9 protein-coding genes are annotated in these 8,095 nt (G+C 36.7%); 3 read left to right on the forward strand and 6 right to left on the reverse strand.

Annotated elements, in window-relative coordinates; genetic code table 11:
• Positions 1-62 precede the first annotated feature (62 nt).
• Positions 63-617: a D-glycero-beta-D-manno-heptose 1,7-bisphosphate 7-phosphatase gene (gene gmhB / locus A8M50_RS02810; protein WP_005646718.1), complete on the reverse strand. Its 555-nt coding sequence runs from the start codon at positions 615-617 to the stop codon at positions 63-65.
• Between the two features lie 174 nt (positions 618-791).
• Here gmhB and metN point away from each other — a divergent pair, with 174 nt between their 5' ends.
• The 3 genes from metN to A8M50_RS02825 are packed head-to-tail and all read left to right on the forward strand — an operon-like array spanning position 792 to position 3,368.
• Entirely contained in the window at positions 792-1,829 is a 1,038-nt protein-coding gene (gene metN, locus A8M50_RS02815; protein WP_005646722.1) for a methionine ABC transporter ATP-binding protein MetN, read from the forward strand.
• Entirely contained in the window at positions 1,819-2,508 is a 690-nt protein-coding gene (locus A8M50_RS02820; protein WP_005646725.1) for a methionine ABC transporter permease, read from the forward strand. The genes metN and A8M50_RS02820 overlap by 11 nt, the downstream gene beginning before the upstream one ends.
• 38 nt (positions 2,509-2,546) lie before the next feature.
• Complete coding sequence (locus A8M50_RS02825; protein WP_005646724.1) at positions 2,547-3,368, forward strand: MetQ/NlpA family lipoprotein; 822 nt, start codon at positions 2,547-2,549, stop codon at positions 3,366-3,368.
• Positions 3,369-3,556: 188 nt separating this feature from the next.
• Here the strand turns inward: A8M50_RS02825 and nusG are convergent, their stop codons facing one another.
• From nusG to tig, 5 genes are all read right to left on the reverse strand, one after another.
• Entirely contained in the window at positions 3,557-4,114 is a 558-nt protein-coding gene (gene nusG / locus A8M50_RS02830; protein WP_005628071.1) for a transcription termination/antitermination protein NusG, read from the reverse strand.
• Between the two features lies 1 nt (position 4,115).
• On the reverse strand, positions 4,116-4,532 hold the full coding sequence (secE, locus tag A8M50_RS02835) for a preprotein translocase subunit SecE (protein ID WP_005636067.1): 417 nt from the start codon (positions 4,530-4,532) through the stop codon (positions 4,116-4,118).
• A gap of 139 nt (positions 4,533-4,671) precedes the next feature.
• Entirely contained in the window at positions 4,672-5,913 is a 1,242-nt protein-coding gene (gene clpX, locus A8M50_RS02840) for an ATP-dependent protease ATP-binding subunit ClpX (protein ID WP_005646714.1), read from the reverse strand.
• 8 nt (positions 5,914-5,921) lie between these two features.
• Positions 5,922-6,533 carry an ATP-dependent Clp endopeptidase proteolytic subunit ClpP gene (gene clpP / locus A8M50_RS02845; protein ID WP_258183412.1) on the reverse strand — a complete coding sequence of 204 codons (612 nt, stop codon included), beginning with the start codon at positions 6,531-6,533 and terminating at the stop codon, positions 5,922-5,924.
• A gap of 96 nt (positions 6,534-6,629) precedes the next feature.
• On the reverse strand, positions 6,630-7,928 hold the full coding sequence (tig, locus tag A8M50_RS02850) for a trigger factor (RefSeq protein WP_005646720.1): 1,299 nt from the start codon (positions 7,926-7,928) through the stop codon (positions 6,630-6,632).
• Between the last annotated feature and the right edge of the window lie 167 nt (positions 7,929-8,095).

An 8,095-nucleotide genomic window follows, 5' to 3' on the forward strand; every position in this document is an offset into this window, starting at 1 on the left:
TTTAAAAAAATGATCTTTTGATTAAAGCGCAAGCGATTAGAGCAAAATATAGATATTTTGAGCTATTTTTTTAAGCGTTTTAAAATTCTAGGAAGATCAACGATAGAATCTAACATATAATCAGCTACTTTCTCACCTTCCTCTGTTACTGGTTTACCTGTAAGAACTAATACATTCATTTTCACCTTCGCGCCAATTCCCGCTTTTAGATCTTCAACTTTATCTCCAACCATAATAGATTGCGTAGGATCGATCTTTAATTCTTTGATCGCTTGCAATAGCATTCCAGGTTTAGGTTTCCGGCAATCACAGTCTTCTTTATATTCACCTTTTCCCTCAGGATGATGTGGGCAATAGTAAATACCATCCAAATCCACATCTTGTTCAGCCAATGACCAATCCATCCATTCTGTTAACTGTAAAAACTGCTCCTCAGAAAAATAACCTCGCGCAATTCCAGATTGATTGGTAACCAACACCAACATATATCCCATTTTCTTTAATTCTCGCAATGCATCAATCGCACCATCAATAAACTTAAAGTTATCAATTTCGTGTACATAACCGTAATCAATATTTAACGTGCCATCGCGATCTAAAAAAATAGCCTTATTCATTCTCTTACCTTTTATACATGTCAAATTGACAAAAATTATCTATTTAATCCAGGCAATTAGCAAATATAACTCATAACCAATCTGTCTAAAAAAGATAATCTGACATATTGACATAGCAATCTAGACGTCTAGAATACCGAAATAGATTTAAAACAGTAAAGAAAAAGGGCTTATATGATTAAGCTAAGCAATATAACGAAGATTTTTGAGCTACCTAGCAAGAAATTGACTGCGCTTGATAATGTCTCATTAAACATCGAAAAAGGTCAAATTTGTGGCGTAATTGGTGCATCTGGCGCAGGAAAAAGTACATTAATTCGCTGTGTGAACTTATTAGAAAAACCAACAAGCGGTTCTGTTATTGTTGACGGCGTAGAATTAACAGGACTTTCTGATCACGAGTTAGTACGTGCTCGTCGTCAAATCGGAATGATTTTTCAGCATTTCAATTTACTAAGTTCTCGCACTGTATTTGAAAACGTGGCATTACCCTTAGAATTAGAAGGTGAGTCAAAAGCAAAAATCCAAGAAAAAATTACCGCACTTTTAGATCTTGTTGGTTTAAGCGAAAAACGTGATGCCTACCCAAGTAATCTTTCTGGTGGGCAAAAACAACGTGTAGCCATTGCACGTGCCTTAGCGAGCGATCCTAAAGTCTTGTTATGTGATGAAGCAACTAGCGCATTAGATCCTGCTACTACGCAATCTATTCTGAAATTATTAAAAGAAATTAACCGCACTTTAGGTATTACGATTTTGTTGATTACTCATGAAATGGAAGTTGTTAAACAGATTTGTGATCAAGTTGCCGTAATTGATCAAGGTCGCCTAGTTGAACAAGGTACTGTCGGTGAAATTTTTGCAAATCCTAAAACAGAATTAGCACAAGAGTTTATTCGTTCGACCTTCCACATTAGTCTACCTGATGAATATTTGGAAAATCTTACTGATACACCGAAACATAGCAAAGCGTATCCAATTATCAAATTTGAGTTTACCGGCCGATCAGTTGATGCGCCGTTACTTTCTCAGGCATCAAAAAAATTTGGCGTGGAGCTCAGTATCTTAACCTCACAAATCGATTATGCTGGAGGCGTGAAATTTGGTTATACCATTGCTGAAGTAGAAGGCGATGAAGATGCCATTACGCAAACCAAAGTTTATTTAATGGAAAACAACGTGCGCGTGGAGGTGCTTGGTTATGTTCAATGATTTTTTGGCAACATTCAGCCAACAATTAACACCTCAAATGTGGGGCGTTGTCGCAACAGCAACTTATGAAACTATTTATATCAGCTTTGCATCTACTTTACTTGCCGTAGTAGTCGGCGTGCCTGTTGGCGTATGGACTTTCTTAACTGGAAAAAATGAGATTTTACAAAATAACCGCTCTCATTTTGTGTTAAACACGATTATTAATATTGGGCGCTCTATTCCATTTATTATTTTGCTCTTAATCTTATTACCTGTAACACGTTTCATCGTGGGAACTGTATTAGGTACAACGGCAGCAATTATTCCATTAAGCATTTGTGCGATGCCATTCGTGGCTCGCTTAACTGCTAATGCATTAATGGAAATTCCAAATGGTTTAACCGAAGCTGCTCAAGCAATGGGAGCAACTAAATGGCAGATTGTTCGTAAATTCTATTTGCCAGAAGCACTACCTACACTCATTAATGGCATCACGCTTACGCTGGTCACTTTAGTTGGTTACTCTGCAATGGCGGGGACGCAAGGCGGCGGCGGCTTAGGTAGCCTAGCTATCAACTACGGCGTATATCGCAATATGCCTTATGTCACTTGGGTGGCAACCATTATTATTGTGCTATTCGTTATGATTAGCCAAAAACTCGGCGATACACTGGCTAAAAAAGTGGATCATCGTTAATTAAACACAACTCTTAACTTAAACAGGAAGGAAATCCTATGAAATTAAAACAACTTTTTGCAATCACTGCAATCGCATCAGCTATCGTTTTAACAGGCTGTAAAGAAGACAAAAAACCTGAAGCTGCAGCTGCACCACTTAAAATCAAAGTCGGTGTAATGTCTGGCCCTGAGCACCAAGTTGCAGAAATTGCAGCAAAAGTCGCTAAAGAAAAATATGGTTTAGACGTTCAATTCGTTGAATTCAATGACTATGCATTACCAAATGAAGCTGTATCTAAAGGTGATTTAGATGCAAACGCGATGCAACATAAACCTTATTTAGATGAAGATGCAAAAGCGAAAAATTTAAATAACTTAGTCATCGTGGGTAATACTTTCGTCTATCCATTAGCGGGGTATTCTAAAAAAATAAAAAGTATAAATGAATTACAAGAAGGTGCTAAAGTTGTTGTTCCTAACGATCCAACAAACCGTGGCCGTGCATTAATTCTTCTTGAAAAACAAGGTTTAATCAAATTAAAAGATGCAAATAACCTTCTTTCAACTGTATTAGATATTGTTGAAAATCCGAAAAAATTAAACATCACTGAAGTAGATACTTCTGTTGCGGCACGCGCATTAGACGATGTTGATTTAGCTGTAGTAAACAATACTTATGCGGGCCAGGTAGGCTTAAATGCACAAGATAACGGTGTATTTGTAGAAGATAAAGATTCTCCATATGTGAACATTATCGTTTCTCGTACCGATAACAAAGACAGCAAAGCTGTTCAAGATTTCGTAAAATCTTACCAAACAGAAGAAGTTTACCAAGAAGCTAAAAAACACTTTAAAGATGGTGTTGTAAAAGGTTGGTAATTTCTACCGCACTTTAACTCATTACTAAATCCCTTGCTCTGCAAGGGATTTTTTATATCTTATCTTCTACGACCAATTAATTTCCTAAAATTAAAGATCACACAAGTAAAAATACCTTGATAAATTCAGAGCATGAAAAAACCGCACTATAAAAGTGCGGTAATTTTTTAATTATCCTTAATCAGGGATTAATGTATTTTTTCTACTTGACCAAATTCCAGTTCAACTGGTGTTGCACGACCAAAGATTGATACAGAAACTTTTAAGCGACCTTTTTCATAATCCACTTCTTCTACTGTACCATTAAAGTCTGCAAATGGACCTTCCGCCACACGAACTTCTTCACCAGGATGATACTCATTGCGGTGACGTGGTTTATCAGTAGTCTGTTCTAGACGGTTTAAAATAGTATCGGCTTCTCGTTTAGAAATTGGCGCAGGTTTATCAGGTGTACCACCAATGAATCCCATAACACGCGGAACACTTTTCACCAAGTGCCATGTTTCATCATTCATTTCCATTTCTACGAGCACATAGCCAGGGAAAAACTTACGTTCGCTTTTACGACGCTTACCTGCAACATTCTCAACGACTTCTTCAGTTGGAACTAACACTTCACCAAATTGGTCTTCCATTTGTTGCTGTTTAATATATTCACGCAAAGTTAAAGCCACTCGGCTTTCAAAACCAGAAAACGCCTGTAATACATACCAACGTTTTTTTGATACAGTTGTTTCTTCAGTCATTTTAGAATCTCAAATCAGTTAAGAAATTAATTACTGTGACAATAATCGAATCTGTCGCCCAGAAAAATAAGGATGCAATGATTGTTACCCCAATTACGATTAATGTAGTTTGACGCGCTTCTTGGCGACTTGGCCATACCACTTTTTGCGCTTCTATTTTTGAATCTTTAAAGAATGTACGAGCTTTTGTACCTTGATTAGTAATTGCTGCAAATGCAAAAGCAATCACTAATGCAATGACTACACCCACTACACGAATAGGTAATGAATATACTTTTTGGAAATAAACATTACCAATTGCAGCTGCCGCAAAAAAGACTGCGACTAAAATCCAAAGAAGGGTATTTAATCCTTTAGATTTACCTTCTACCACCGTCTCTGGTACATTTTTCTTTTTATCAACAATTTCAGTTGCCATAAATTGAATCCGTTATTTACTTAGGAAAATAAGAATAAAGTTATAAGAACGTGCGATTGTAGCATTTTCTTTTCGCCTTGCCTATTGAAAATCATCAAGCAAAATAGAAAACATAAGGAAAAATAACCGCACTTTTCTATTAAGAATGATATTCTAATTTTGGAGCAGTATTATCTACAATGGTACTTTCATCCACGACTACTTTACGTAAATTTTCGATAGATGGTAAATCATACATCGTATCAAGTAATACAGCCTCGACAATAGAACGTAAACCACGTGCGCCTGTTTTTCTTTCAAGCGCTTTCTTCGCCATTGCTTTTAAAGCTTCTGGAGTGAATTCTAACTCCACATTTTCAAGACTGAATAAAGCTTGATATTGTTTAGTTAAGGCATTTTTAGGCTGTGTAAGAATTTGCACAAGGGCTTCTTCATCTAATTCACTTAGTGGAGAAATCATGGGTAAACGCCCAATAAATTCCGGAATTAAACCAAACTTCATTAAATCATCTGGTTCTACTTGGCGGAATAATTCAGAAAGAGACTTTTCTTCTTCATCCTTTTCTACTTTCGCACTAAAACCGATACTCGTACTTGTTTGTGTACGTTTACTAATAATTTTATCTAATCCCGCAAATGCGCCACCGCAGATAAAGAGAATTTTTGACGTATCCAATTTCACCATTTCTTGCTGCGGATGTTTACGACCGCCTTGAGGTGGAATAGACGCTACAGTACCTTCAATGAGTTTCAACAACGCTTGTTGTACACCTTCACCAGATACATCTCGAGTAATTGATGCGCCTTCCGATTTACGGCTAATTTTATCGATTTCATCAATATAGATAATGCCTTGCTCCGCTTTTTCAGTATTATACTCACAGTTTTGTAAAAGCTTTTGTAGGACATTTTCTACATCTTCACCGACATAGCCAGCCTCAGTCAATGTTGTCGCGTCAGCCATCGCAAACGGCACATTTAAACGACGAGCTAGTGTTTGAGCAAGCAATGTTTTACCACTACCCGTTGGCCCAATAAGCAAAATATTACTTTTACCAAGCTCAACATCGTTATTTTCATGATTAGTTCGTAAGCGTTTATAATGATTGTAAACTGCGACAGAAAGCACTTTTTTCGCATAATCTTGGCCAATAACATAATCATCTAGATGAGCGCGAATTTCGTGAGGAGTTGGTAATTTCTCCTCATTTTCTGCCGCACTTTCGTCTACACTTTCATCATTACTTTCTTCAAGCATTGAATGACAAAGTTCAATACACTCATTACAAATATAGCCGTCTGTACCAGCAATTAATTTATCTACTTCGCTTTTTTCTTTTCCGCAAAAAGAGCAATGTAAATCTTTATCTTTGTCTGACATGTGTTTCCTTAACGTTTAATTAAAACTTCATCAACTAAACCATATGCTTTTGCTTCTTCAGCTGACATAAAGTTATCGCGATCTGTATCTTTCTCAATTCGTTCGATACTTTGCCCAGTATGAAATGCTAGACGATCGTTTAAGGTGTGTTTAATTTTCAAAATTTCTTGTGCATGAATTTGAATATCCGATGCTTGACCACGGAAACCACCCAAAGGTTGGTGAATCATCACACGCGCATTTGGTAACGCTGCTCGTTTGCCAGCGGTTCCGCCAGCAAGCAAGAATGCACCCATTGAGCATGCCTGACCAATACAAAGTGTACGAATATCTGGCTTAATAAATTGCATTGTGTCGTAAATAGCCATACCTGCTGTCACAGAACCACCGGGAGAGTTGATATAAATATTGATATCTTTAGTTGGATCTTCAGACTCTAAAAAAAGCAGCTGAGCCACAATGAGATTTGCCATACGATCTTCCACTTCACCACTTAGGAAGATCACGCGCTCTTTTAATAAACGGGAATAAATGTCGTATGAACGCTCGCCACGCGAAGTCTGTTCAACAACCATAGGAATTACACTCATTTTCTTACCTTTTTCACTAAAATTGCTAATTATTTTACTCTAAATAACATACAAATAAAAATGCGGTCGCTTTTGTTAAAAAGAGCGACCGCACTTTTATTCAATCATAACTATATTAATTAATTATTATGCCTGTGGATTCATAATTTCATCAAACGAAGAAACTTTTTCAGTAACTTGTGCTTTAGCAAGTACTGCATCCACTGCTTGTTCTTCTAATACTACGTTACGAATATTGTTCATTAATTCTTCGTTTTTGCTATAGTATTCAACAACCTCTGCTGGTTGCTCGTAAGCTGATGCAATATCTGCAATCATTGCTTTAGCGCGTTCTTCATCAGCTTTTAATTCATTAGATTTAATCACTTCAGAGAATAATAAACCTACTTGAACACGACGAGTTGCTTCCGCTTCAAATAATTCACGTGGTAACTGTGCAGCTTGTTGTGCATTACCGCCAAAACGTTGAGCCGCTTGATTGCGTAATACATTAATTTCTTCTTCTACTGCAGAAGCTGGAACTTCAATTGGATTTTGTTCAATTAAACCATTGATTACTTGTTGTTTAACACGTGAAACTAATGCATTTTTCAATTCACGTTCCATATTCTTACGAATTTCTACACGTAAATCCGCAACAGATTTAGTATTCGGACCGAACTTAGCAACAAACTCATCTGTTAACTCAGGTAACACCATGTTTTCTACTTTTTTCAAGGTGATTGCAAATTTTGCCGCCTTACCTTTTAAGTTTTCTGCATGGTATTCAGCAGGGAAAGTTACATTAATATCAAATTGCTCACCTGCTTTATGGCCTACGATACCATCTTCAAAACCAGGAATCATACGACCTTGTCCCATAAATAATACGAAGTCAGATGCTTTACCGCCTTCAAACTCTTCGCCATCTACAGAACCAACAAAATCAATAGTTACGCGATCATCTGCTTTTGCTGCAGAGTCGGTTTCTGCCCAAGTTGCTTGTTGTTTACGTAACACATCAACCATTTTATCAATATCAGCTTCTGTGATTTCAACAGTTGGTTTTTCAACTTTAATATTCTCTAAACCTTGTAATTTAACTTCTGGATAAACTTCAAAAGTTGCGGTGAAAACTAGATCTTTACCTTCTTCAAAAGTTTCAATACCAAAAGTTGGACGACCTGCGATATTAATCTTTTCTGCAATCACGGCATTAAAAAAATGACGTGGTAATAAATCGTTTAATACATCTTGACGGATTGATGCACCGAAACGTTGTTCGATAATATGAGCAGGTACATGGCCTTTACGGAAACCATCTACACGAACATTTTTTGATGCACGTTTAAATTCTTCACGAACTGCTTTAGATACAGTTTCAGCAGGAACGGTGATCACTACACGGCGTTCTAAACCTTGAGTTGTTTCAATATTTAATGACATTTGTTACCTCAATTAATTTGCACTCGGTAAAAATCCACACCGAACACGTTTGTTAAATAAAATAAGACGTTCAATTATAACGAAAGAAATGTAACCAGTCGATAAAATACTGATTAAAAAATCACATTTTGATAACTTTCAAATATCACCTATAAACAAAAAGTGCG

The sequence above is a fragment of the Haemophilus haemolyticus genome (assembly GCF_001679045.1).
In the GTDB taxonomy this organism is placed as follows: domain Bacteria; phylum Pseudomonadota; class Gammaproteobacteria; order Enterobacterales; family Pasteurellaceae; genus Haemophilus; species Haemophilus haemolyticus.

What these genes read in the sequence shown, in the direction of transcription:
- gmhB (WP_005646718.1), bottom strand. Translation starts at nt 617, where the DNA reads ATGAATAAGGCTATTTTTTTAGATCGCGATGGCACGTTAAATATTGAT.
- metN (WP_005646722.1), top strand. Translation starts at nt 792, where the DNA reads ATGATTAAGCTAAGCAATATAACGAAGATTTTTGAGCTACCTAGCAAG.
- A8M50_RS02820 (WP_005646725.1), top strand. Translation starts at nt 1,819, where the DNA reads ATGTTCAATGATTTTTTGGCAACATTCAGCCAACAATTAACACCTCAA.
- A8M50_RS02825 (WP_005646724.1), top strand. Translation starts at nt 2,547, where the DNA reads ATGAAATTAAAACAACTTTTTGCAATCACTGCAATCGCATCAGCTATC.
- nusG (WP_005628071.1), bottom strand. Translation starts at nt 4,114, where the DNA reads ATGACTGAAGAAACAACTGTATCAAAAAAACGTTGGTATGTATTACAG.
- secE (WP_005636067.1), bottom strand. Translation starts at nt 4,532, where the DNA reads ATGGCAACTGAAATTGTTGATAAAAAGAAAAATGTACCAGAGACGGTG.
- clpX (WP_005646714.1), bottom strand. Translation starts at nt 5,913, where the DNA reads ATGTCAGACAAAGATAAAGATTTACATTGCTCTTTTTGCGGAAAAGAA.
- tig (WP_005646720.1), bottom strand. Translation starts at nt 7,928, where the DNA reads ATGTCATTAAATATTGAAACAACTCAAGGTTTAGAACGCCGTGTAGTG.